Origin of the sequence: Amycolatopsis anabasis (assembly GCF_009765355.1) — a bacterium.
Classification (GTDB): domain Bacteria; phylum Actinomycetota; class Actinomycetes; order Mycobacteriales; family Pseudonocardiaceae; genus Amycolatopsis; species Amycolatopsis anabasis.
The window spans coordinates 18,588-42,912 of sequence record NZ_VTHK01000032.1; the positions used below are offsets into that span (position 1 = coordinate 18,588).

Consider the following 24,325-nt stretch of genomic DNA (forward strand, 5'->3'; position numbering starts at 1 on the left):
GCACAGGCCGATCCCGGAAAACCGCCCCTTCGAACTCCCGACTACGCGAACGTAACCACGAACGCCACGGCACGCACCGCGGAATTCTGGTGAGCGGAATTCCATCCAGGTTAATTCGGGGCGAGCGGGGGCGGAGGAGGTGGTGAACATGCTCCGCCGTGGCTCACGCACGATGCGGGGCGCTCGCCAGGCGTTCCGGTCAGTATTCGGCGAGTTTGGCGAGTTCCGTGTCGAAGTCGAACCACTCGTGCTCTTCGCCGACCGGCACCTCCTGGTAGGTGCGGTCGAGGAACTCCGCGAGTTCCTGCGCCGGGGCCTCCAGTACGGCGGCCCCGTCCGGGGTGGTCAACTCCACCAGGACCAGTGCGGGATCCGTGGCGGGGCTGATGCGCAGGTCGCCTTCGCCGGTGGGGCCGAGCAGGCCGTCGGCGAGCAGGTCCCGGGCGAAGATCCAGTGCACGGTGCCCCGGCCGGAATGGAACGCGGCGACCACGGCGAAGGGGTCCCGGGTGTCGTAGATCAGGTCGACCAGCACGGGGAGCGGCCCCGCCCCGAAGGTGCGCAGCGCGAAGCCCAGGGTTGTCTGGACGGTGTTGTGCTCGGTATCCATCGTGTTCCTCCCGCGGGCTGTGCGGACCCCGTTTTCCCAGATAACGCTCCCGGGCCCCCGAAGAAATCCGAAAAGCCCTCGGATCACGCGAAAGGTGGTGACCCGCGTCTCAGTGCCCGCCGGAAAACTCGTCGATGAGGACACGGTAGGTGTCGAAGGCGGGTTTGGGGGAGTAGTCGTCGGCGGTGAGGCCGAACTGGTGGAACGGGTCCGGATTCGCGCTGTCGGCGTCGCGCAGCGTGAAGTGCGTGTACCCGCCGATCCGCAGCCGGGACGCGTTCGCGGCGATGACGCGGATCACGGTGTCGACGACCTCCGCCTGCCGTGCCGGCGGGCGACCGGGGCCGGTGGGCCAGCCGTGCTCGGTGACGTGCAGCGGCACGTCACCGAGCCCCGCGGAACCCAGCACCGCGTCGCGGTGGTGGCCCAGCAGTCCTTCGACCGCGCCGGGCAGCTCGGCCGCGGCGAGCGGCCGGAACACGTCGGGGAAGAAATCCAGGCCCACGTAGTCCAGATCGGCGACGAAACCGGGCCCGCCCCGGCGGGTCAGTTCGGCGACGAAGGAGGTGGCGGGGCCGAACAGCGGGGTGGTGTTGAAGCCGATCCGCAGGTGGTCGTGCCCGAGCCGGCGCGCGTGCGCCTTGGCCGCCGAGACCCCGGCGACGAGCGCCTCGGCGACCGCGGGGTAGTAGCCGTCCAGCGTCGGCTGATCGGTCATGTTCGGTTCTTCGGTCACCTGTAGCGTGCTGGTGACCGCGCCGTACTGCGCCACGAGTTCGCGCAGGAACGCGCAGTAACCGGTGACGTTCCCGGAGGCGGACTGGTACTGCGCCACCAGATCCAGCGCCCGGCCGTCGCCGGTGTATCGGGCCGCGTCGGCCGGGGTCGCGGTCGGATGTGGTTCGCCGAGCGGGGTGGCGTCGGTGAAGCTGACGTAGGCGCGCACCAGGAACGGCCGGCCGGAGCGTCCCTGCAGCCGGTCCAGGGCGGCGGAAATCCGGTGCGGGTCGTCCGGCGCCCCGGTGGCCAGCCCGCCGCTGTCGTCCCCGGCGGCTCCGCCCGGGTAGATACCGAAAACCAGTCCGTTCCGTTCTGCGGGCAAGGTTCGTCCCTTCGTTGCCGGTCGATGATCGCAAGCTATCAGTCGGCACCGACTATTCGCTACCGGCTGTTTGAAGTTTCTGGGGTTCTCCGTGGTGGGAAGGCGGGCTACTGTCGGGGAGTCACGTGAATCGCTCACAAGTGCACGCCGAGGGCTTTTGACAACGTTGTCAGACGGGTTCGGGAGGGCGTTGTGTCCGAACGCAGGGCGGTGAGCCGCAGGCGCCTGCTGGGATTGGCCGCCGCCGGGGCAGTGAGTCTCGGCGCCTGCGGGACCGAGCGCCCGCCGAGAAGCTTCCGCTGGCAGATGATTCCCACCTATTCGCTGCAGGCGCCTTCCCCGGAACGCGTCGACTACATCCGCGCGCGGCTGGCGGAATACCGGCGTGCCACCGGCTGGGAGCCCCTGCCCGAGGTCAGCAGCAACGACATCAACGCGGCGATGGCGAAACTGCTGTTGCAGGCGTCGCAGGGCCGGGCCCCCGAGGTCGGCCAGGTCGACTCGTACGTCTTCCCCCGTTTCGCGCGCTACGCCAAGGGTCTGACCGATCCGCTGCGGCGCGCCGGGCTGCGGCTGGACGACTGGTTCCCGCAGTTCCGCGAGGTGATGACCGCCGGGACGGGCGAGCCGCGGGCCGTGCAGTTCAACACCGACGTCCGCGTGCTGTACTACCGCCGGGATCTGGTGCCGAAACCGCCCGCGTCCTGGGACGAGGTGATCTCCGTGGGCCGCCGGACGGCGGCGCGGGGCAAGTACTTCCTGTTCTGCGGCAGCCGTTCCGAGGACAGCGTGAACACCGCGCTGTGGCCGCAGTACTGGTCGCAGGGCGGCGAGATCCTCAACGCCGACGGCTCGGCCGGATTCGCCTCGGGCGCCGGACGGCAGGCGATGATCGACAGCCTGGGGTTCCTCCGGCGGTTGATCACCGAGGGCATCACCCCGCAACGGATTTCCACCCTGCGCGGCGACGACGACGTGAACCCGGACGTGATCGCCGGGAATGTGGCCATGTTCCTCGGCGGCAGCTGGCAGGGCGCGGATCTGCAGAACCTGGTCAAGGGCGCCGATTTCGCGCGAGAGTGGGGCGCCGCGCCGGTGCCGAGCCGGTCCGGGGACAACCACCGGTGCGTCGCGGGCGGCTGGACCTGGGCTTCGTTCGCGGAGGACCCGGAGGTCGTCCGGCAGAGCATGAAACTCGTCCTCGACGCCTACACCGGCGACGAGGGAATGGCGAAGTGGTGCACGCTCGGCGGCTACCTGCCGACCCGGGAATCGGTCTACGACCATCCCGACTACCACGGCGACGCGTTCACCCCGGTGTTCCGCGAGCACCTGCGCCGCTACGCGCGCGTCCGCCCGCTGCGGCGGGAGTACCAGCAGGTTTCCGGCGCGATGCAGATCGCGCTGTCCTCGGTCACCTCGCTGAGCAAGGAACCGGAAGAGGCGGTCGACGCGGCGCTGGCGCAGATCGTCTGATGTGGACACTCCAGGGAGGGCGGATGTCGCGCAACCCCGTCGCCGCACGGCCGTGGCTCTGGATGCTGCCGCTGGGGGCCGTGCTCCTGCTGGTCTTCGTCTACCCGCTGGTGGAGATCGTGCGGCTGAGCTTCACCGACGCGACCCTGGTGGCCGGTGAGCCCTATTCGTACACCGCGGCGCCCTACCGCAGCGTCGTGGCCGGTCAGGACTTCGCGGACATCCTGCGGATCACCTTCCTGTTCGTGGTGTTCAGCGTGGTTTTCCAGCTCCTGCTGGGGTTCGCCATCGCGTTGCTGGTGGACACCGCGAAGCGCCGCGGCCTGCGCGGCGCGCTGGTCACCCGGACCGTGGTGCTCACCGCGTGGGCGATCCCCGGAGTGGTGATCGGGGTGATCTGGAGCCTGCTGTACCAGGAGGGCTCGGCGGGAATCCTGAACTACCTCGGCGGGCTGGTGGGACTTTCCGGGGACACCGCGTTCCTCTCCGATCCGGACGCCGCGCTGATCTCGGTCACCGTGGCGAACATCTGGCGGGGCACCGCGCTGTCCATGATCTTGATGTACGCCGGGCTGCAGACGGTTCCCCGCGATCTGCTCGAGGCCGCGCGCATCGACGGCGCGGGCCCGGTGCAGTCCTTCCGCGCGGTCACCTTCCCGGTGCTGCTGCCGCTGATCGCGATCGATCTGGTCACCATCACCGTGGAAACCTTCAACACCTTCGACATGGTGCTGGCGCTCACCGGGGGCGGTCCGGGCACCGCCACGCAGGTGCTCGCACTCGGCGTCTACGACCAGATGTTCAACCAGTTGAACCTCGGCCGGGGCGCGGCCATGTCGGTGGTGCTGCTGCTGATCAACGTGGTGATGATCGGCTTCTACTTCCGGTACACCGCACGGCGGGAGGCTCGGGTGTGAATACGAGGCGCTGGCAGAACGTGCTGCTGTACCTGGGCATGGTGGTGACCGTCCTGGTCTTCGTGTTCCCCGTGCTGTGGGTGTTCTCGCTTTCCCTGCGCACGCCGGAAGAAGTGGCCGCCGCCCCGCCGCCGCTGGTACCCGCCAGTCCGCGGTGGAGCAACTACGGGCACGTGCTCGCGACCACGGACATGGGTCGTTACCTGCTGAATTCGGTGATCGTGGTGTCCGGTTCGGTGGTGGTGTGCCTCGCGGTCTGCCTGCCCGCCGCCTACGGCCTGTCCCGGTTGCGGTTCCGGGGCGCGCGCACGTTCTCCCGGTTCGTGCTGGCCTGCCAGCTGATCTCCCCGGTGGTGCTGGTGGTGCCCGTCTACCGGGCGTTCGTGGCGGTCGGCCTGATCAACAACTACCTCGGGATGATCCTGGTGTACGTCGCGGTCACCGCGCCCTTCCTCACCTGGTTCCTGCGCGACTACCTGGAGTCGATTCCCGACTCGCTGGACGAGGCCGCGATGGTGGACGGTTGCACGCGCGGGCGGGCCCTGGTGTCGGTGGTCATTCCCGCCGCGGCGCCCGGCATCGCTTCGGCGGCGATCGTGGTGGCGGTGTTGAGCTGGTCCCAGTTCGTCGTGCCGTTCGTCCTGGTCGACGACTCGGACCTCTACCCGGTTTCGGTGGGGGTGGTGAACCTGCAGCAGACCAGCAGCGAGATCACCACGCAGTACCTCGCCGCGGGCAGCATCCTGGCGGTCGTCCCGGTGATCGTCGTGTTCGTCGTTCTGCAGCGCTACATCGTCGGAGCCCTGACCGCGGGCAGCCTGAAGGGATAGGAACCTTGCACGACGACCGGAAGCTGATCGAGGGGCGGATCGAGCGGGTGCTCGGCGAGCGGGTCCGGCCCGCCGTGTACCCGGAATCCATCCCGGTGCGGGTCGCGGCCTGGCACGCGCCCGGCGAACCGGTGCCTCCGGCGACCGCGCTGGCCGCGGAGTTCGGTCCGTTCGCCGTGGGCGAGGAGTGGGGGCCGGCGTGGGGCACCACCTGGTTCCGGTTCACCGCGACCGTGCCGGCAGCCTGGGCGGGGCGCGTGGTGGAACTGGTGGTCGACCTCGGCTTCGACCGCGTGATGCCGGGGTTCCAGTGCGAGGGGCTGGTCTACTCCGGCGACGGCACCCCGGTGAAGGGGCTCAACCCGCGCAACGGCTGGGTGCGCGTGGGCGCCCCGGTCGCGGGCGGGGAAGAGATCGTCTACTACGTCGAAGCGGCGGCGAACCCGGTAATCCACGACGAACGGTACCTGTTCCGGCCGACCCGCCTCGGGGACCTCGAGACGGCCGGGCCGGAGCCGCTGTACCGCCTCGCGCGCGCGTCGCTCGCCGTGTTCGACGAAGAGGTCTGGGAACTCGTCGCCGATGTCGAGGTCCTCGACCAGCTCATGCGTGCGCTGCCGGTGGATTCGGCGCGCCGGTGGGAAATCCTGCGTGCCCTGGACCGGGCGCTGGACGCGGTGGACCTCCAGGACGTACCGGGCACCGCGAAGGCCGCCCGGGCCGGGCTGGCCGAGGTGCTCGCCCGGCCCGCGCACGCCAGCGCGCACCGGGTGTCCGCGGTCGGGCACGCGCACATCGACTCGGCGTGGCTGTGGCCGCTGCGCGAGACCGTGCGCAAGGTGGCCAGGACCACGGCGAACGTGACCGCGCTGATGGACGAGCATCCGGAGTTCGTCTTCGCGATGTCGCAGGCCCAGCAGCTGGCCTGGCTTTCCGAGCACCATCCGGCGCTGTACGCGCGGGTGCGGGAGAAGGTCGCCGCCGGGCAGTTCGTCCCGGTCGGCGGGATGTGGGTGGAGTCGGATACGAACCTGCCCGGTGGCGAGGCCCTGGCGCGGCAGTTCGTGCACGGCAAGCGGTTCTTCGCCGACGAGTTCGGGATCGAAACCGACGAGGTGTGGCTGCCGGACTCGTTCGGCTACAGTGCGGCCCTGCCGCAGCTGATCGCGCTTTCGGCGTCGACCTGGTTCCTCACCCAGAAGATCTCCTGGAACCAGACGAACGCGTTCCCCCACCACACCTTCTTCTGGGAGGGCATCGACGGGACCCGGGTGTTCACCCACTTCCCGCCGGTCGACACCTACAACTCCGAGCTGTCCGGGGCCGAACTCGCCCACGCGTCGGCCAACTTCGCGGAAAAGGGCCGGGCGCGCCGCTCGCTGGTCCCGTTCGGCTGGGGTGACGGTGGCGGCGGCCCCACCAGGGAGATGCTCGCCCGCGCGGCCCGCCTGTCCGATGTGGAGGGATCACCGCGGGTCGCGATCGAGCGGCCCGCCGAGTTCTTCCGCCAGGCGCAGGAGGAGTACCCGGACGCCCCGGTGTGGGCGGGGGAGTTGTACCTGGAGTTCCACCGCGGCACCTACACCAGCCAGGCCAGGACCAAGTACGGCAACCGGCGGAGCGAGCACCTGCTGCGCGAGGCCGAGCTGTGGGCGGCCACCGCGTCCGTCCGGTGTGGACTCGACTACCCGTACGAACGGCTGGACCGGCTCTGGAAGTCCGTGCTGCTGAACCAGTTCCACGACATCCTGCCCGGCTCCTCGATCGCCTGGGTGCACCGGGAAGCCGAGCGGACCTACGGCGCCGTGGCCGGGGAGCTCGAGGAGGTCATCGGCGAGGCGCAGCGCGCGCTGGCGGGCGCGGGCGACCGGATGATCGCGTTCAACGCCGCACCACACGAGCGGGCCGGGCTGCCCGCGGGGGGTGCGGCGGCCCTGGCCGCACCGGCGGACCCGGTCACCGCGCACGCGCGGGACGGCGGCTTCGAACTGGACAACGGCCTGCTCCGGGTCACCGTGGACCGGCGCGGGCTGATCGTCTCGGTGCTGGATCTCGCCGCGGAACGCGAGGTGATCGCCCCGGGTGCGGTGGCGAACCTGCTGCAACTGCATCCCGATCTGCCGAACCAGTGGGACGCGTGGGACGTGGACGAGTTCTACCGCAACACCGGCACCGATCTCGTCGAGGCGGACGAGGTCTCGCCCGGGCCGGCGGGGGTGCGGGTGGTCCGGTCGTTCTCCCGGTCGACGGTCACCCAGTTGCTGACGCTGCGGCCGGGCGCCCGCCGGTTGGACATCGAGACCGAGGTGGACTGGCACGAGACGGAGAAGTTCCTCAAACTGGCCTTCCCGCTGGACGTGCACGCGGACCGGTCGGCCGCGGAGACCCAGTTCGGGCACGTGTACCGGGCCACGCACCGCAACACCAGCTGGGACGCGGCGAAGTTCGAGATCTGCGCCCACCGCTGGGTGCACCTGGCCGAGCCGGGCTACGGGGTCGCCCTGGCCAACGACGCCACCTACGGCCATGACGTGACCCGGTTCGCCAAGGAGGCCGGGGGAATCGCCACCACGGTCCGGGCGTCCCTGCTGCGCGCGCCGCGGTTCCCGGATCCGGAGACCGACCACGGCGTGCACCGGTTCCGGCACGCGCTCGTGGCCGGCGCCGAGCTCGCGGACGCGGTGCGGGAGGGGTACTTCCTGAACCTGCCGGTCCGGGTGGTCGAAGGCGGGCAACCGGTCGAACCGCTGATCTCGGTCGACAATCCGGCGGTGTGCGTGGAATCGGTGAAGCTCGCCGATGACCGGTCCGGTGATGTGATCGTGCGGCTCTACCAGGCCACCGGCGCCCGGAGCGGCGCCCGGATCACCGCGGGCTTCGCCCTGGCCGCTGCCTGGTCCACCGATCTCCTCGAACGGCGGTGGGACCGGACCGAGGATTACGCGGTGACCGGTCGTGCGCTGAGCGTCCGGCTGCGTCCGTTCGAGATCGTCACGCTCCGCCTGGCCCGGTCCTGACCACGCTCCGCATATACCAGGATGCCCGAACGGCGGCAATGTCCATTCGGGCAGAGTAACGGGCCGGATAGCGGTAAGGGGTTCGGGTTGACTTGAACCCGGCTTCAAGAGCGAAACTGCGACCGGCCAATTCCTGCCAATACTCGGCCGGGTCGACAGGGGCCCTGGTCAGGTCCGCTGGGGTGACCAGAGATCGGAGGTCGGACGAGCGAGTTCGGACAACGAATCGGGTGTCTTGCGGTGCGGATACTTCCGATTCGAGAAACTATCGGCGTGGAAAATTGAGTGGCCGGTAGGTTGACATTAGTCGAATCAAGTCTGGCCGTTTGGTCGAGATGGCGAGACGGTCATTTATCGTATCATTTTCTCCATTGCTTCCGCCTTTTGGCGCAATCGTTAGCTTCCTTGCCGCTTGGGACTGCCTCCGGTAGACTCGCGCTTGTCAAGGAATGATCTCCGATGGTGGGGGATCGCTGGGGTCCTGTTCTCGCGATTGACTGTGAATCCAGGGCAATCGACTGTTTCGGCGTGCGTTCCTCTGGGGAGGGATACTCAATGTGTCAGGACGCACCGGAAGAATTCCGCCGGTTTGATTGAGTGGGGGATTTCGTGAAAGCACACATCTGCAGTGCATTGGCCGCGCGTTGGTGGCCAGCGGATTCTTGCACGAGTACGGTATCGCGCGCAAGACGTACCGGAAGTTTCGGGTGGGATCGCCATGTTCTCGCGGCCGGTTATCGGATTAGGGGCGCTCGGTCGCGTACCGCATGAGGATCGTTGCACACCGCTATTCGGTCGAAATTCGATCTGCTGAACGCTGAGGTCCGACTTGTATCGAATTCATGCGAATTTGCTAATACCCGGCAAGGGGGAGCCGGTCGCCGACGGGGTGGTAGTCCTCGATGGCGCCCGTATCCACTACGCCGGTCCGGAAACGAACGCACCCGGTGCCGGTTCGGGGGACGAAATAGTTCGGGTTCCGGTGGTAATGCCCGGAATGTGGGACTGCCACACGCATTTCGTCGGTTTGCCGGACTCGGTCAGCACCGAACGGCTGATGCTCACCCGATCGGAGGTCGCGGTCGCCCGATCGGTGCGGGATGCCGAGGTCGCCCTGCGGGCGGGATTCACCAGTGTCCGCGAGGTCGGCGGCTACGGGATCTTCCTGGCCCAGGTGGTGAACGAAGGCACGGTCCCGGGTCCGACGATCTACGCGGCGGGCTGCGTGATCAGCCAGTCCGGCGGGCATTCCGACGCGCATTCGCTGCCCTACACCTGGGTCTCCGATCCGCAGCGGCCGAACGGCATGCTGCACGTCGCGGACGGGGTCGCCGAATGCCTGCGGGCGGTCCGGTTGCAGCTCCGGCTGGGCGCCCGGGTGATCAAGGTGTGCACCTCGGGCGGGGTGATCAGTGAACTCGACCATCCGCGGCACCAGCAGTTCAGCGCTCCCGAGCTGCGCGCGATCGTCGAGGAGGCCACCCGGTCCGAACGGGTGGTGGCCGCGCACTGCCACGGCAAGGCCGGGATCCTGGCCGCGCTGGAAGCCGGGTGCCGGACGATCGAGCACGGGACGGAGGTCGACGAGGAGATCGCCGGTGCGATGAAGGAGGCCGGCGCGATTCTCGTGCCCACCCGGACCGTGTACGAGGGGTTCCTCAGCCGCAAGAACCTGCTCCCGCCCGCGGCGAGCCGCAAACTCGAGGAGATCGAGGAACGTCATCGCGAGGCGATGGCCATCGCGTACTCGGCCGGGGTGCGCATCGCGCTCGGCACCGACCTCGGCACCAACGCGTCCGGCAATTCGCCCCTGGCCTGGGGGCGCAACGGCGAGGAGTTCCGCCACCTGGTCGCCGCGGGGCTCAGCCCGCTCGAGGCGATCGAGGCCGGTACGGCCACGGCGCCGCTCACGCTCGGCCCGCAGGCACCGCGGTCCGGGCAACTCGCCGAAGGCTTCGACGCCGACGTCATCGCACTGGCTTCCAGTCCGCTGGACGACATCACCGTCCTGGCGCGGCCGGATGAGATCACGCACGTCTGGAAATCCGGGGCGCTGGTCAAGAGCTCCGCCACGGCACAACGCATCACCGCATGACCCGATCAAAGGATAACTATGTCATTTACGCCTCAAAAAGAGGGTGACCTGGTGGCCGCCTTGAAGACGATCGACGACGTCCTGGCGCATTTCCAGGTCGTCGGTGACCTTGCCCGCGAGGCGCGTACCAAGCTGGCCGCCTACCAGGAACAGCCGCCGAGCGAGCAACGGCGGGCCATCCGGTCCGAACCGGTCACCTCCTTGCTGGACGGCGTGAACGCGGGATTCCTCACACCGCGGCCCGCGGTCCGGCTGACCCGGCGCCAGCAGCAGGTGCTGGAACTCCTCGTGCAGGGCGTGTCGAACCGCCGGATCGGCCGGACGCTGCACATCACCGAGCAGACGGTGAAGGCGCATCTGCACATGATCTACCGCAAGCTCGGTGCGACCGACCGCACCGAGGCGGTGGTGATCGCGTTGCGGTCCTCCCTGGTCCCCGAGCACCTGCTGGGCGGCAGACCGGCGCCACCGCCCAGCGAAGCCGCTTCTTGAACGCGCTTCTCAGGTCGCCCGAGCCGGCGCGAACTCGTCCAGTTCGCTCGTGAGGACCGCCAGCATCGGCTCGGGCTCGTTGAACAGGAAGAAGTGGTCGCCGGGAAACTGCTCCACCCGGCAGCCACCGTCCGTGTGCCGGCGCCATCCGTCGAGTTCGGCGGAGTTCACGTCGGGATCCTCGGTCCCGCCGAATACCACGATCGGGCAGTTCAGCGCTGCCCGGTTCTGGTAGCGGTAGGTTTCCGAGATCGTGAAATCGGCCCGCATGACCGGGAGGAACATCCGGAGGAACCCGGGATTCTCCAGCACGACCTGGGGCGTCCCACCCAGTTCCCGCAGCCGCGCGACGAACTCCGCGTCCGGCAGGTGGTGGATCACCTCCTCCCGCAACGGCAGGTGCGGGCCCCGGTGCCCGGACACGAACAGCCGCGCCGGCGCGCGATCCCGCAGCCGGTCGGCCGCCTCGAACGCCAGGATCGCGCCGAGGCTGTGCCCGAACAGGGCGTAGGGAAGGCTCGTGTCCACGACCGGGAGGATGTCGTCGAGCACCGCGTCCAGGGTGTCCAGCGGACGCTGGCGCAGCCGCTCGCCCCGGCCGGGCAACTGCACCGGGCACACCTCGATGTACTCGGGCAGCAGCTCGGCCCACTTCGCGAACATCCTCGCGTCGCCACCGGCGTGGGCCAGGCAGTAGAGCCGCACGGTCGCGGTCCCGGACCGGGGGACCGGCCGCTGGATCCGGCCCCGGTTCGTCATGCTTTCTCCTCGGGAAGCGAACCGGCGATACCCCGCAGCAAGATGTTCGAGGTGCCCTCGTAGATCCGGCCCGCCTTCGCGTCCCGGTAGAACCGTTCCACCGGGTAGTCCCGGGTGAACCCGTTGCCGCCCAGCACTTCCACGGCGTTGGAGGCGGCGCGTTCGGCGACCTGGGAAGCGAAGTACTTGGCCATCGCGGAAAGCCGCAGCCGTTCGGCGATGTCCGCGCCGCCCTCCACGATCCGGGTGACGTCGTAGAGCAACGCCCGGGCCGCGGCGACTTCGGTCGCGATCTCGGCCAGAGTGAACTGAACTCCCTGGAACGAGCCGATGCGCTGGCCGAACTGCTCCCGCTTCCGGCTGTAGGCCAGCGCCTCGTCCAGCGCGCCCTGGGCCAGGCCGACCAGCTGTGCCGCGATCCCGATCCGGCCGATGTCCAGCGCCGCGATCGCCACGCCTTCGCCGTTGCCGAGCCCGCCGAGGCACTGCTGCTTCCGCACCACGACATCGGAGAGCACCACGTCCGCGGTCGACGCCGCCCGCACACCCAGCTGTTCGGTGCGGGGTTCGACGGTGACGCCCGCGGCGGAACGTTCGACCAGGAACGCGGAAGCGCCGTGCTCCTCCGCGCGGGCGAACAGGAGGAACAGATCGGCTTGTGCCGCGTTGCTGGTCCACCGCTTGCGGCCGTTGAGCACGTACCCGCCGTCCTTCTCGGTGGCGGTGGTGGCGACCGCGAACGCGTCGCTACCCGCCTGTTCCTCGGACAATGAGAACGCGCCGACCTGCCGGGTGGCCAGCAGCGGGAGGTACTTGCGCTTCTGGTCGCCGTTGCCCTGCCGGAGCAGCGCGGCCACGATCAGGGCGTTCTGCACGTCGACCGCGACCGCGACCCCGGGATCGACCCGGGCGACCTCCTCGATCGCCAGCACGACCTGGAACAGCGAGCCACCCCGGCCGCCGTAGCGCACCGGCGCCTCGATGCCCATCAGGCCCGCGGCGAACAGTTTCTCGCGCAACCCGGGATCCAGGGTCGCCTTGCGGTCCATCTCGTCGGACAGCGGCGCGATCTGCTTGCGCGCGAAGTCCCGCACGTGGGCTTGCCACGCCGCGTCCTCGGGGGACAGCCGGGTAAGCGATGCCGTCGTGGGTTCGGTGGTGGTCATGCGGACGTCTTCTCCCGTTCCACGAGCTGGGCCAAGGCTTCCAGGGTCGGCGCGACGAACAACTCGCGCAGCGGAACCGAAACGCCCCACCGCGAACGCAGGATCGTCATCAGCCGCATCAGATGCGCCGAGTGCAGGCCCAGGTCGCCGAACCGGTCGTGCACGCCGATCCGGTCGGTCTCCACCAGTTCGCCGACGATCGCGCCGAGCGCCCGTTCCATCTCGGTGCGCGGCTCGACGATCTCGGCGGTCGCCGCCTGGTCCACGCCCAGTTCGGGGAGGGCCTTGGTGTCGATCTTGCCGCCGATCCCGGTCGGGATCTCGTCGATCCAGCCGATCGCGGCCGGGACCATGTGCTCGGGCAGGCGCTGGGCGGCGAAGTCCCGCAGTTCGGCCGGTTCGACCTGACCCTTGTCGCTCGGTACCGCATACGCGACCAGTTTCGCCGAACCGGAAGCGTCCCGCCGGGTGATCGCGACCGCCGAGCGCACCGCGGGGTGGGCCCGCAGCACGGATTCGATCTCACCCAGTTCGACCCGGTAGCCCCGGATCTTGACCTGGGTGTCGCCGCGGCCGAGGTACTGCAGGGCGCCGTCGGGCAGGGCGCGCACCAGGTCGCCGGTGCGGTACATCCGCTCACCCGGCGCGGCCGGTTCGGCGCCGAACCGGCGGGCGGTCAGCTCGTCCCGGTTGTGGTAGCCCAGCGCCACCGCGGGCCCGGCCACGCACAGCTCGCCCTGGGTGCCCAGCGGCACCGAGCGGCCCCGCTCGTCGAGCAGGTAGGCCCGCTGGTTGGGCAGCGCCCGGCCGATCGGGACCGGCCCGTCCTCGGCCACGTTCCCGGCGGTGATCCGGTGGTAGGTGGACACCACCGCGGCCTCGGTGACGCCGTAGAGGTTGTACACCCGCGGGCGGTCGTCGCCGTGGCGGTCGATCCAGTCCCGCAGGATCGAGGCGTGCAACCGGTCGCCGCCGATGAAGATGCGGCGCAGCGCGGACAGCGACGGCACGGATTTCCGCGTGCCGTCCCATTCGGCGTCGGCGGCGGCGAAGTGCTCGAACAGCGTCGGCGTCTGGCTGCACACGGTGACCCGTTCGGTGAGCACCAGGCGGTGGAACTCCTCCGGCGAGCGGACCGTCCACTGTGGAACCACGACGAGCCGGGCGCCGTTGCCCAGCGCGCCCCAGATCTCCCACACCGAGTAGTCGAAGGCGAAGGAGTGGCTGAACGTCCACACGTCGCCGACGCCGAACTCGAAGAGCTCGCGGCCCGCCGCGAGCAGGCTCTGCACGTTCCGGTGGGTCACCACCACGGCCTTCGGCCGCCCGGTCGAACCGGAGGTGTAGAGCACGTACGCCGGTTGCTCCGGCCCGGTTTCCGGCAGCGCCAGCCCGGACGGCCGGGTGAGGACCTCGCCGTCGAGGGTGAGCACCGTTCCGTCGAACTCCGGCACCCGCTCGGCGAGCTCCGGGGACGTCACGACGGCCTCGATGCCCGCGTCGGAGAGCATGTCGGCCAGCCGTTCCGCGGGATGCTCCGGATCGAGCGGCACGTACGCGGCGCCCGCCTTGAAGACGCCGATCATCGAGGCGACCAGCCGCGCCGAGCGGTCCAGGCAGAGGCCGACCCGGGCGCCCGGGCGCACGCCGGCGCCGATCAGGCGGCCGGCGATCGCGTCGCTGTACTCGTCGAGTTCGGCGTAGCTGAGCCGCTGGTCGCCGAACGTGAGCGCCTCGGCGTCCGGATTGCGCCGGGCGTGCTCGGTGAACGCGCCGTGCAGGGTCTCCTCGTCGATCGCCATGGTGGTCCCGCCGCTCACCGGAACCGCCTCGGCCGCGCCGGGGGACAGCTCGCCGAGGGTGAGTTCGGGATGCTCGACCATCTTGGTCAGCACCTCGCGCAGCTGGTCGCAGAACCGGTGCGCGGCCTCGGGGGAGAACCGGTTGCGGTCGTAGATCACCCGCAGCGGCATCCCCTCACCCGGCATGATCACCATGGTGATCGGGTAGTGCGGGCGGCCGTCGTACCGCATGTTCGTCATCTTCGAGCCGGTCTCGGCGAGCGCGAAGTCCGGCATCGGCATGTTCTCGTAGGAGACGCTGCTTTCCAGCAGGGGCACGTCCAGCGCGCGGCCCAGCACCCGCTGCACGTCGAACAGCGGCATGGTGGTGTGGTCGCGCACGGCGGCGATGTGCACCTGCAGATCGCGCAGCCAGGACAGCGCCGCCCTGGTCATCTCCAGCTTCTCCCGCACCGGCATGGTCGCGATCAGCGGGCCGAGGATGGTCTCGCTGCCGCGCAGTTCCGGCGGCCGGTGCGCCATGGTGAATCCGCAGGCGACATCCGTGGTGCCGTAGTAGTGCGCGAGGACGATCAGCCAGGCGCCCTGCACGATGGTGTTCAGGGTGAGCTGGTTGGTCCGCGCCAGCTCCTTCAGGCCCGGTTCGATGTCCACCAGTTGCAGTTCCACGAAACCGTGGCTGGGCTCGCCCGGGCCCGGTGGCTTACCACCGAGGAACAACGGCTCCGGCGGCTGGAAACCGTCCAGTTCGGACCGCCAGAACTCGAGGCTGTCCTCGCCGTCCTGCTTGCTCCACCAGGCCACGTAGTCCCGGTAGGGGCGCATCGGGCCCCAGTTGGGTTCGTGGCCAAGGCACTGCGCCCGGTAGGCCTCGATGAGATCGGTGACCGCGAGGCCGAAGGACCAGCCGTCCATCAGCAGGTGCGAGAGCCGCCAGACGAACAGCCATTTCTCCGGTTCGCTGCGGATGACCGAGATCCGCATCAGCGGGGCCTTCGTCAGATCGAACCCCTCGACCCGCTCGCGGTCCAGCCACGCCTGCAGTTTGTCCTGCTGCTCGTCGGCCGGAATGTCCCGCCAGTCCAGGATTTCCAGCGGCAGCTCGGCCTTCGCGTGCACGACCTGGAGCGGCAGGCCCTCATCGCGCCAGTGGAACGAGGTGCGCAGGATCGGGTGCCGGTCCACCACCTGCTGCCAGGCGCGCTGGAACTCGCCGGTGTGCAGGGTGCCCTCGAAGGTGAGGACGAGCTGCTCGAAGTAGACCCCCGCCTCCGGGCGCTTCAACTGCTCGAACAGCAGGCCCTGCTGGATGGGGGCGAGCTCGTAGACGTCCTCGATGCCCTTCTTGCTAACTCGGTTGGAGCTCACGTAAGCGTGCCTTTCGTCGTGGGGAAGTGGGATCGGGGACTATTCGAGCGTGTCGAGGAAAGCGCTCAGCTCTCCCGAATCCAGCCCGGCGAGCGGGAAGTCCGAGGGTTCGTAACCGCCGGCGGAGTCCTGGTGGCAGTGCTCGACGATCGCGGCGACCGCGTCCGCGAACGCCTGCGACACCGGCGTCACGGACTCGCCCTGGTGCCGCCAGTGCAGCCGCAGTTCTCCGGCCACCAGCGCGGCGCCGATCTCGCCAATGGTTCCCGGCGGCGCGGCGACTCCGCGCGGCCCGGTGAACCCGTCCAGCACGAGCGGGCCGGACGCGGGCCGCCAGTCGTCCTCGACGAACTCGCGCACGTACACCCACCGGTCGCCGCGGGCGGCGGTCGCCTCCTCGCGGAAGTCCCGCTTGACCGAGGTCAGCACCGCGGCCGGATCCTCGGCGCCCGCCGGGGTGAGCGCCACCAGTTCGGTGAACCGCCCGGTCGAACCCTCGACCGCGGGTTCCCGGGCCGAACGCTCGGCGAGCACGGCGGGTGCGCCGCCCGGCCACCGCCGCAGCGCCAGCAGGATGCCCGCGGTGACCGCCTCGCCCAGGCTCAGGTGGTAAGCGGTGAACGCGGCCTCGCGCAGCGCGTCGACGGTAGCGGCGTCGAGCGTGGTGACCTCCTCGGCGGCCAGCGCCACCGGTTCGAGTTCGGCGCTCGCCGAGGATCCGCCCGTCCGGTTCCGCGACCACTCGAGGAAGCACGCGGGCCGACCGGTCCACTCGACCGTGCCGTGCTCGGCCAATCCCTGGTAGGCATGGGCGAACTCGTCCAGCAGCACCCGCCAGGAGTTGTCGTCGAGCGCCGCCGCCGCGCCCAGCCAGACCAGGCGGTCCCGCTCGGCGCCGGTGGCGATGTGCACCAGTTTGGTGCCCTCACCCGCGGCCAGATCCAGTTCCTCGGTCATCTCGGTGACCAGTTCGTCCAGCGCGGCCGCGCGTGCGTCGGCCGGCAGGCCGCTCAGGTCGATCGCCGAGACGACGTTCTCGACCGCGGATCCCGCGTCGAACAGGCCGGGCGTCTCGTCCTCCCGGGCGCCGAGGCGGAAGCGCAACGCCGTGTGCCGCTCGGTGATCTCGGCCAGGGCGCGCTCGGCGAGCTCCGGGTCGAACCCGGCCGCCACGTCGACCTCGATCCAGGTCACCGCGCCGGTGAGCCCGGCCTGATGGGCGGTGAGCGGGACCGCCTCCGCGTCGACCACGGCCGTGCCGCCCTCGGCGACGCGCTTGGCGAGTTCGAGGAAGTTCGCGCTCTCGAACAGGTCCTGCGGCCCGACCGCCAGGCCCTGCGCGTTCGCCTGGCTGACCAGCTGGATGCCCATGATCGAGTCGCCGCCGAGCTCGAAGAAGTTGTCCGACGCGCCGATCGTGTCCAGGCCGAGCACGGACCCGGCCAGGGCGATCAGCCTGCCGACGCTCGCGGCCAGCCGTTCCTCGACCGCGTCGTCTTCCGCCGCGTGCCCGGCGCGTTCCGGCGCCGGCAGCGCGGCCCGGTCGACCTTTCCGTTGCTGCTCAAGGGAAGGTCGTCGAGCACCACGATGTCCGCGGGGATCAGGTATGCCGGGATCGTCCGGGTCAGGTGCTCCCGCACCGATTCGACCAGAGCCTCGTGGTCCCCGGCCGGTTCGGTGGGCACCACGTAGCCCACCAGCCGCTGGTTGGTCCGCGGGCCGAGCGCGGTCGCGGCCGTGTTGGCCACCGCCGGGTGCTGGGCCATGGCGTGTTCCACTTCGCCCAGCTCGACCCGGAAACCACCGATCTTGACCTGGAAGTCCTCCCGGCCGAGGAACTCGATGTTCCCGTCCGGCAGGTACCGGCCGAGGTCGCCGGTGCGGTACAGCCGTTCGCCGGTGACCGGATGGGTGATGAACGATTCGGCGGTGCGCTGCTCGTCGTTCCAGTAGCAGGCGGCGAGGCCGACCCCGCCGATGTACAGCTCACCCGCGGTCCACACCGCCGCCGGTTCCAGCCGCTCGTTGAGCACGTGGAACGTCTGGTTCCGCAGCGGGCGGCCGTACGGGATGGACGTCCAGTCCGGCGGAACCTCGCCGATCGGGTAGTGGATGGACCAGATCGCCGCCTCGGTCGCGCCGCCGAGGCTGATCACCGTGAGGTCGTCGGCGAGCGCGCGGGCCCGGTCCGGCAGCCGCACCGGGATCCAGTCACCGCTGAGCATCGCCAGCCGGATCGGCAACGTGGAATCGGCCGCATTCTCCAGGTAGGCCACCAGCATCTCCAGCAGCGCGGGCACCGAGTTCCACACCGACACCCGGTGTTCGCGCATCAGCTCGATCCACCGAGCGGGGTCGCGCCGGGCGTGCGCTTCGGGCAGCACCAGCGCGGCGCCCGCGCCGAGCACCCCGAAGATGTCGAACACCGACAGGTCGAAGCTCAGCGACGACAGGCCGAGCACCCGGTCGTCGGCGGTGATGCCGAACCGCTCCTGGACGTCGACCAGGGTGTTGAGCGCGGCGGTGTGGGTGACCGCGACGCCCTTCGGCGTGCCGGTGGAGCCGGAGGTGTAGATGATGTAGGCGATCTCGTCCGGGCTCGCCGGGCTCCGCCACGCCGCGACGTCGACCGAGCGCCAGTCGGGCTCCTCCGCGATCGCGATGGTGTCCACTTCGGACGGCCAGGCGTAGTCGTCGTTCCCGTCGACGACCAGGCAGTCGACCCCGGCGTGCTCGATCAGCCAAGCGCGGCGGCTTTCCGGCAGTTCCGGGTCGATCGGCACGTAGGTGCACCCGGCCGCGGAAACCCCGGCCGCGGCGACGATCTGGCGCCAGCCCTTGACCAGCCCGATGCCGACCAGCTTGCCCGGCCCGAGGCCGTGCCCGGCCAGCGTGCGGGCGAGGTCGACGGCGCGGCCGGACAGTTCGGCGTGGGTCAGCGTGCGGTCCGCGGTGATCACCGCGTCCCGTCCGGCGATGGCCGGGTCCGCGCCCGCGGCCAGCACCGGATCGATGATCAGGCCGGTCGGGACCGGGCCCGCGGTCTGGTTGACGCGTTCGCGGGTTTCCAGCTGCCAGCCGGGCAGCGCCGTCGACGGCGGCCGGTTCCAGCCCTCCGGCGACGCCAGGCCGATCAGCAGGTCCTGGTAGACCTCGAACATCTCGGCCATCACGTTTTCCGGGAACAGCTCGTCGACCGCGTGCCAGGCCAGTTCGAGCACCCCGCCGAACTCCAGCACGAAGTGGTCGATGGTCACCTGCGGGGTCTGCGAGATGAACCGGGCCTGCTCGCCGAGCCACGCCACCGGGGACGGCACGCTCGCCGGATCCTGTTCGGTGGACAGCGCGCTGGTGAACACGACCGGCATCACGCCGCCGGTGGTGTCCCGGCGCACCCGGTTGAGCTCGCGCAGGATCCGGACGCCGCTGACGTGGCGGTGTTCGAAGTCCTCCCACGCCTGGCGCTGCACCTGGGACACCAGTTCGGCGAAGGTGCTCAGCTGCCGGGTGTCGACCTCGAGCAGTTCGAAGGAGGCGAACTCGCCGACCATGTCGTCCACGTCCTCGTGGAACGGCAACCGGTTGACCGCGGTGAAGTTCAGCGTGAAGTGCTGGCTCTTGCTCCAGCGGGAGACCGCCGCGGCGTAGGCGGCGACGAGCACGCTGGACGGGGTGACTCCGCGTTCCCCGGCCTGCTCCTTCACCTTGGCCCAGACCTGGGAGTCCAGGCTCGCGTGCCGCCGGACGAACGTCGGCCGGATCAGTTCGCCGGGCGCGACGGCCGTGGGCAGCTCAGGCGCGGGCGGGAGTTGCTGAACGCGTTGCCGCCAGTATTCCAGCGAACGTTCGTAGAGCGGCGTCTCGCGAAGCTCCTCCTCGGCGAGCACGTAGTCGCGAAACGAGAGCTCCGGCAGGACGGTGGACCGGTCGGGTTCCGCGTAGAAGTCCCGCCACGCGGGCAGCACCTGGTAGAAGAAGCTCGCGACGTCGGCGCACAGCAGGTCGAAGCTGATGTGCACGCGGAGCTTGCCGTTGCCGAGTTTGCTGGCCCGGACTTCCCACAGCGGCCAGGTGTCGGCCGGGCGCACCTCGGCGCCCATCCGGTCGGACAGTTCGGCGAGCTGCTGCCGGGCCACGTCGCCCTCGGCGTCCCGCAGGTCGAGCACCTCGAAGCGGTACGGCGGCACGTCCTTCAGCACCCGCTGGCGGCCGTCGGACAGGACCACGATGCGCAGCATCTCGTGCCGCTGCACCACCTGCTGCCACGCGCGTTCCAGCCGCTCGAGGTCGAGGGTGTCGCTGTCGAACTCCAGGTAGAGGTGCGGGGCGTTCCCGCCCATGTCGAAGCTGCCGAGCCGGCCGATCCACTGCGCCTGCTGCATTTCGGTGAGCGGGAACGGGTCGTACCGGTGCTCCGGATCGGGATCGATGGCCGGGAGCTTGTCGTCGTACGCCTGGCCCGGCTCCTGGTCCTCGAGCAGTTCCGCGAGCGCGGCCACGGTCGGCCGGGACAGCAGCTGGGCCGGGCTCGCCGAACGCCCGAGCTCGGTGCGCAACCGGTTGAGGATCTGGGTGGCCAGCAGCGAATGCCCGCCCAGTTCGAAGAAGTTGTCGTGGATGCCGATCCCCTGGAACCCGAAGAACTCTTCCCACAGCCCGGTGACCTGGCGCTCCAGATCGGTGCGCGGGGCGACGTAGGTGGTGAGCAGGTGCTCGGGACGGCCGGTCCCGGTGGTTTCGGTGTCGTCGGCTTCCTGCGCGGGGGTGTCGATGACCAGCTCGCCGCTCGACTCGCCGCGCGGTTCGATCCAGTACCGCTTGTGCTGGAAGGGATAGGTGGGCAGCGGTGTCCGGCCGGCCGGTGGCTGGAGCCGGGTCCAGTCCACCTCGTGCCCGGCCAGCCAGAGCCCGGCGAACGCGGTGAGCAGGACGTCGAGATCGGGCTGCTCCTGGTCGGGGCGGCGCATGGTGCCGACCACCGTCGAACCGGCGCACGGGTCGATCACCTGGCGGGACAGGGTGCCCAGCGTGTTGCCCGGGCCGACCTCGAGCAGGATGCTCCGGCCGAGGCTGCCGACCTGGCGCACGGCGTCGCCGAACCGGACCGGCTTGCGCATGTGCGTGCCCCAGTACTCGGGGTCCGTGGTCTGCGCGGCGTCGATCCATTCCCCGGTGACCGTCGAAACGAACGGCAGTCCGGGCGCGCGGAGGCTGGTGCCGCGCACCTCGTCGGTGAACGCCGGCACGATCGGGTCGATCATGCCGGAGTGGAACGCGTGCGAGGTGTGCAGCCGGCGGGACGAGATCTCGTCCGCCGCCAGGCGTTCTTCGAACGCGGCCACCGCGTCGTGCGGGCCGGAGACCACGCACAGCGAGGGTGCGTTGACCGCGCCGATGGACAGCTCGGCGGGCAGCAGCTCGCGCACCCGCTCCTCGGGGGCGGCGACCGAAAGCATCGACCCGGACGGCAGTTCCTGCATCATCCGGCCGCGCGTGGCGACCAGCCGGAGGACGTCGGGCAGATCGATCACGCCGGACAGGCAGGCCGCGACGAACTCGCCGAGGCTGTGCCCGACCATCGCGTCCGGTTTGATCCCCCAGCTCTCCAGCTGGCGCGCGAGCGCGTACTCGGTGACGAACAGCGCGGGCTGGGCGAACGCGGTGTTCTCCAGCCGCCGGGCGGCCGCTTCCGGGTCGGCGCCCGCGGGGGGATACATCACCTCGCGCAGATCGGTGCCCAGCAACGGCTCGAGGATCTCGACACAAGTGTCCACTTCGGACCGGAACACCGGCTCCTCGAGGTAGAGGCCGTGCCCCATCCCCGGGTACTGGGTGCCCTGTCCGGGCAGCAGGAACACCACCTTCGGCGCGCCGGGCGGCGCGGCGGCGCTGGACACCCGGGCCGGATCGGAACCGGACAGCAGATCGGCGGCCTCGCCGAGGTCCCGGGCCACCACGGCCCGGCGGAACGGCAACGCGCCGCGGCCGAGCTGGGTGGTGGAGGCGAGCGTGGCCAGCCCCACCGGGGTGTCGGAGTCCCGTTCGGTGGCGAGGTGCGCGGCGAGGTTCTCGGTGGCGCGGTCGAGCGCCTGCGGGGACCGCGCGGAGAGCACCACGATCTGCGCGTCCCGTTCCGGCACCGGCACCGGCCGCGCCGGGGGCGCCTGCTCGAGGATGACGTGCGCGTTGGTGCCGCCGATGCCGAACGAGCTGACCCCGATCCGGCGCGGATGCGTGCCGTTCTTCCAGTCGGTCAGTTCGCGGTTGACGAAGAACGGGGTGCTGTCGAAGTCGATGCGCGGGTTCGGGTTGCGGTAGTGCAGGTTCGGCACGAGCTGGCGGTGCCGCAACTGCAGCACGGCCTTGATCAGGCTCGCCACCCCGGCCGCGGACTCCAGGTGCCCGATGTTGCCCTTGACCGAGCTGACCGCGCAGAACCCCTTCTCCTCGGTGTGCGGGGCGAAGGCCCGGCTCAGCGCCTTGATCTCGATCGGGTCGCCGACCTGGGTCGCGGTGCCGTGCGCCTCCATCGCGGTGATCGTGTTCGCCTCGACCCCGCTCGCGGCCAGCGCGGCGGCGACCAGGCGCTCCTGCCCGGCGACGCTCGGCGCGGTGTAGCCGACCTTGTCCGAACCGTCGTTGTTCACCGCGGAGGCCCGGAGCACGGCGAGGACGTTGTCCCCGTCGGCGACGGCGTCCTCCAGGCGGCGCAGCACCACCACGCCGACCCCGTTGCCGAACACCGTGCCGCGACCGTCGGCGTCGAACGGGCGGCAGTGGCCGTCGGGGGAGTAGATCAGCCCTTCCTCGTAGAGGTAACCCACCCGGTGCGGGACCCGGACGCAGACGCCCCCGGCGAGCGCGGTGCCGCATTCGCCGGCCAGCAACGCCTGGGACGCCTGGTGGACGGCCACCAGGGAACTCGAGCACGCGGTCTGCACGGTCACCGCGGGCCCGGTCAGGCCGAGCAGGAACGAGGTGCGGCTGGCGAGGTAGTCCTTGTCGTTGTGGATCTGCAGCTCGAAGACCGCGGGACTCATCACGATCCGGCTGCCGCCGAGCAGGTTCGACATCAGGTACGCCGGCATGTTCGCGCCGGCGAACACCCCGACGTCGGTGTCGGTGCCGGGGCCGCGCCCGGCGTCCTCGAGGGCGTGCCACGCGGTTTCCAGGAAGAGCCGCTGCTGCGGGTCGAGCAGCGCGGCCTCGCGCGCGTTGATGTTGAAGAACGGCGCGTCGAACTGGTCGACGTCGGTCAGGATCGGGGCGGCGCGGACGTACTGGGGGCGGGAGAACACATCCCGCGGCACACCTTCGGCCAGGAGTTCCTCGTCGGACAACGGCGTGATCGACTCGACGCCGTCGCGGAGGTTCTGCCAGAAGGAAGGGATGTCCGGGGCGCCGGGAAACCGCCCGGCCATGCCGATGACGGCGATGGCCGCGGCGGACGTGTCGGTGTCGTTGCGGGCACTGTCGCGCCGGATCACTGCTGAGCCTCCTGGGTGGCGGTGGGGGAGAGCCGGGAGATGTCGTGTTTGGTGGTGCCGCTCATCGCGAGATCGACGCAGATCTCCCCGAGCAGCGGGACGAACTTGAAGCCCCAGCCGGAGCTGTAGAGCACGATGTGCTCCCCGTGCGGCACGAGCTTGTCCGCCAGGCCGAGGTAGAACTGCCGCCGCGGGTCCCCGGGCAGCACGGCGAGGCAGGTCGAGGTCTGCGCGGGCGTCGGATCGAGCGAGGGGACGTGCTCGCCGACCCAGGAGGTGAGCCGTCGCACGTGGCGCGGATCGGGCACGCCGGTCGCCTGATCGGCGTCGTCGATCGGGTTCACCTCGAACACCGGGCCGAGGCGCACCAGTTCGCTGGGGGACCACGGGTTGCGCCCGAAGCCGTAGAACAGGTTCGTGTCCTCCTCGGTCGGCTGCTGGAACACGAACCAGAACGGGAAGTCGACGTCCTCGTCGCGGCGGGGCAGCGACACCAGGGCCATCTCGTAGAGCTTGATGTCGAGCGTGGCGCCGAGCGGGGTGAGCAGGTGGTTGACCTCCGCGCCGTTCGCCAGGACGACCTTGGCGGCCCGGTAGGTGGTCCGGTCGGTCCGGACGGTCACCCCGTCGGCGTCCGGCGTCAGTCCGAGCACCCGCTCGCCGCCCCGCAGGTGGCAGCCGTGCTGCTGGGCGAGGCCGTACAGCGCGGCCAGCGTGCCGCGCACGTCGATCGCGCCACCGTCGGGCTGCATGAAGCCCGCGTAGTGCTTGGGCAGGTTGGTGAACCCGTAGCGGCGCTCGATCTCCTTCGCGGTCAGCCAGTCGTAGCGGAGTTCCAGCTTGTCCATGACCCGCGCGGTTTCGGCGATCTGGCCCTCGTTGGTGTCGACCTCGATGTCGCCGAACCAGAGGCTGCCGATGTGGTGGATCAGCTTGCGCTCGGCGAGGCTCTCCAGCCGGCGCCACAGCGGAAGTGTCTCCAGCGTGAGCCGGAACAGGTCTTCCTGGGTGTACTGCAACCGCCAGTGCCGCTCGGCCCCGCTGGTCCCGCACTGCTCGTTGAAGAACCCGTGCCGGTCCAGCACCAGGGTGCGCTGTCCCTGGGCGGAGGCCTGCCAGCCGCAGGAAAGGCCCACCGGGCCGCCACCGACGACGATGATGTCGAACGAGGTGGAATCGGTCATTCTCTCTTCGCCGTCCTTC

Annotated in this window: 13 protein-coding genes; 6 read left to right on the forward strand and 7 right to left on the reverse strand. The window is 70.1% G+C overall.

The window, feature by feature from the left end:
* Nucleotides 1-199: 199 nt before the first annotated feature.
* A complete protein-coding gene (locus FXO23_RS33335; RefSeq protein ID WP_158889637.1) occupies nt 200-610 on the reverse strand; it encodes an SsgA family sporulation/cell division regulator in 411 nt (136 codons plus the stop codon).
* A 109-nt stretch (nt 611-719) separates the two neighbouring features.
* Nucleotides 720-1,712, reverse strand: coding sequence for a hypothetical protein (locus tag FXO23_RS33340; RefSeq protein WP_246258183.1), 993 nt, complete (start codon nt 1,710-1,712; stop codon nt 720-722).
* A 192-nt stretch (nt 1,713-1,904) separates the two neighbouring features.
* On the opposite strand from FXO23_RS33340, the gene FXO23_RS33345 reads away from it, so the two are divergent.
* The 6 genes from FXO23_RS33345 (at nt 1,905) to FXO23_RS33370 (ending at nt 10,539) form a co-directional block, all read left to right on the forward strand.
* Nucleotides 1,905-3,188 (forward strand): extracellular solute-binding protein, encoded by a 1,284-nt coding sequence (locus FXO23_RS33345; protein WP_158889639.1) that lies wholly within the window; start codon nt 1,905-1,907, stop codon nt 3,186-3,188.
* A gap of 23 nt (nt 3,189-3,211) precedes the next feature.
* A complete protein-coding gene (locus FXO23_RS33350; protein ID WP_158889641.1) occupies nt 3,212-4,105 on the forward strand; it encodes a carbohydrate ABC transporter permease in 894 nt (297 codons plus the stop codon).
* Entirely contained in the window at nt 4,102-4,935 is an 834-nt protein-coding gene (locus tag FXO23_RS33355) for a carbohydrate ABC transporter permease (protein WP_158889643.1), read from the forward strand. The genes FXO23_RS33350 and FXO23_RS33355 overlap by 4 nt, the downstream gene beginning before the upstream one ends.
* A gap of 5 nt (nt 4,936-4,940) precedes the next feature.
* Entirely contained in the window at nt 4,941-7,952 is a 3,012-nt protein-coding gene (locus tag FXO23_RS33360; protein ID WP_158889657.1) for an alpha-mannosidase, read from the forward strand.
* Nucleotides 7,953-8,940: 988 nt separating this feature from the next.
* The gene (locus FXO23_RS33365) at nt 8,941-10,047 is read left to right on the forward strand and encodes a metal-dependent hydrolase family protein (RefSeq protein ID WP_246258184.1); all 1,107 of its coding nucleotides are present in this window, start codon (nt 8,941-8,943) and stop codon (nt 10,045-10,047) included.
* Between the two features lie 51 nt (nt 10,048-10,098).
* Nucleotides 10,099-10,539 carry a response regulator transcription factor gene (locus tag FXO23_RS33370; RefSeq protein WP_218952222.1) on the forward strand — a complete coding sequence of 147 codons (441 nt, stop codon included), beginning with the start codon at nt 10,099-10,101 and terminating at the stop codon, nt 10,537-10,539.
* A 9-nt stretch (nt 10,540-10,548) separates the two neighbouring features.
* Here FXO23_RS33370 and FXO23_RS33375 read toward each other — a convergent pair whose 3' ends face one another.
* From FXO23_RS33375 to FXO23_RS50855, 5 genes are read right to left on the reverse strand one after another with little or no spacing between them, the layout of a single operon-like run.
* Nucleotides 10,549-11,298, reverse strand: a complete 750-nt coding sequence (locus FXO23_RS33375) for a thioesterase II family protein (RefSeq protein WP_158889663.1) — start codon at nt 11,296-11,298, stop codon at nt 10,549-10,551.
* A complete protein-coding gene (locus FXO23_RS33380; protein WP_158889665.1) occupies nt 11,295-12,464 on the reverse strand; it encodes an acyl-CoA dehydrogenase family protein in 1,170 nt (389 codons plus the stop codon). Before FXO23_RS33380 ends, FXO23_RS33375 begins: the two co-directional genes overlap by 4 nt.
* A complete protein-coding gene (locus FXO23_RS33385; protein WP_179956952.1) occupies nt 12,461-15,634 on the reverse strand; it encodes a non-ribosomal peptide synthetase in 3,174 nt (1,057 codons plus the stop codon). The genes FXO23_RS33380 and FXO23_RS33385 overlap by 4 nt, the downstream gene beginning before the upstream one ends.
* Nucleotides 15,635-15,673: 39 nt before the next feature.
* On the reverse strand, nt 15,674-23,122 hold the full coding sequence (locus tag FXO23_RS33390; RefSeq protein WP_246258185.1) for a non-ribosomal peptide synthetase/type I polyketide synthase: 7,449 nt from the start codon (nt 23,120-23,122) through the stop codon (nt 15,674-15,676).
* The gene (locus FXO23_RS50855; protein ID WP_179956953.1) at nt 23,119-24,306 is read right to left on the reverse strand and encodes an FAD-dependent oxidoreductase; all 1,188 of its coding nucleotides are present in this window, start codon (nt 24,304-24,306) and stop codon (nt 23,119-23,121) included. Before FXO23_RS50855 ends, FXO23_RS33390 begins: the two co-directional genes overlap by 4 nt.
* Between the last annotated feature and the right edge of the window lie 19 nt (nt 24,307-24,325).